The sequence below is a fragment of the Paramuribaculum intestinale genome, assembly GCF_003024925.1.
Classification (GTDB): domain Bacteria; phylum Bacteroidota; class Bacteroidia; order Bacteroidales; family Muribaculaceae; genus Paramuribaculum; species Paramuribaculum intestinale.
In genome coordinates, this window is sequence record NZ_PUED01000352.1 from 1 (window position 1) to 1,280 (window position 1,280).

Here is a 1,280-nt window from a genome sequence, read left to right on the forward strand (position 1 = left end):
CTTATACTGTCTGTTTCCATTATATTGAGCTATCAAGATTTGAGCTCCGATGCTGAACCCAAATCCAATCATGTATATAATCAAGTAATAAGTGCTGGCGATAGCTGATGCCGCCAATTCGGTTTCTCCAACCCTTCCTAAATAAGCTGTATCAGTAAAACCTATCAAGTATTCCATTAATAAACTAACCAATACAGGCAGGCTGGTTTTATAAATTGATATATAGGAAATATTCATACTAATTTCATTTATCCGGCAAAGTTACTCCACTTGACTCGTATTAAATTGTACAAAAACGACATTGTCGCTTTTTACATGACATCTAAGAAGCAAATACGATAAACTACCTCTTCAATCATTTGAATGAAAACAAGAGCGTTGAAGATGAAATTTATAAGGATACTTTTTGTTTATGGGCAAATTCTCTATTTATCCCAATAATTCCACTTTAAAAATACAGCATCTTTCAATAGTTGGGATAACCCAATGGCTATCCCAACCAAAATGACCCGATTTACAATGATTTACTTGTCACCGTAAAGTCCGATGCGGTTGCCGACAGGATCTGCGATGATGGCGAAAGAACCCCAGCCATCCACCTGAATCTTGGTCTTGGGAGTGACGAGTGTTGCGCCGTTGTCAATCGCCGTTTTCACATCGGCATCTAAGTCTCTTGCTTTGAGATATACTAGCACGCCTCCTTCAGAGGGAGCAAAACCGGAGAACGAGGGAGCGGAAGAGATTGAACACACGCTCTTTCCGTCTTTCATTAGACACGCCATTCTCTCGTCGCCGAACTGCGACACCTCCAGTTCCTCTCCGAAGAGTGCCTGATAAAATGCCACCGACTTGTCGAAGTCATTGGTGGGAATTTCAAAAAATGCAATCATACTTATTGTTATTTTGATTAGTACGCTGCAAAGTTACAGCGACACGACAGCCTATGATAGTAAAAACCGGACATTCCATTCCTTGGGTACATTTTAATGCCCTTTATCGTCTGAATTATAACTTTTCTGCAACTTGTCACTAAAAGATTCTCTGAATGCAATCCGTAATCCGTTCAGGAAAGACTCGTTGATGTATATTGATGAAGTCGGACATTTGTCAGCGCATAACCGGCATTGGATACAGTTTAGTTCATCCATTGGCAATACTTTATCCGTTTTTGTGAAGATGTGCATCGGGCATACTTTGACACATTTTCCACAATTCACGCATGAGGAGGCATTGAGAAACACTACCTTGTCACCGAAAACCAAATCTGCCCCATTATGGCG

Annotated in this window: 3 protein-coding genes; all 3 read right to left on the reverse strand. The window is 40.5% G+C overall.

Features of this window, described 5'->3' with window-relative positions:
- The coding region (locus tag C5O24_RS13455) for an MATE family efflux transporter (protein ID WP_240605036.1) at nucleotides 1-237 on the reverse strand (237 nt) is incomplete at its 3' end.
- A 287-nt stretch (nucleotides 238-524) separates the two neighbouring features.
- Nucleotides 525-890, reverse strand: a complete 366-nt coding sequence (locus tag C5O24_RS13460) for a VOC family protein (protein WP_010801764.1) — start codon at nucleotides 888-890, stop codon at nucleotides 525-527.
- 93 nt (nucleotides 891-983) lie between these two features.
- The coding region (locus tag C5O24_RS13465; RefSeq protein WP_133165610.1) for a 4Fe-4S dicluster domain-containing protein at nucleotides 984-1,280 on the reverse strand (297 nt) is incomplete at its 5' end.

Bases quoted from the DNA above. Each gene is read 5' to 3' on its own strand.
- C5O24_RS13460 (WP_010801764.1), bottom strand. From the start codon at position 890: ATGATTGCATTTTTTGAAATTCCCACCAATGACTTCGACAAGTCGGTG.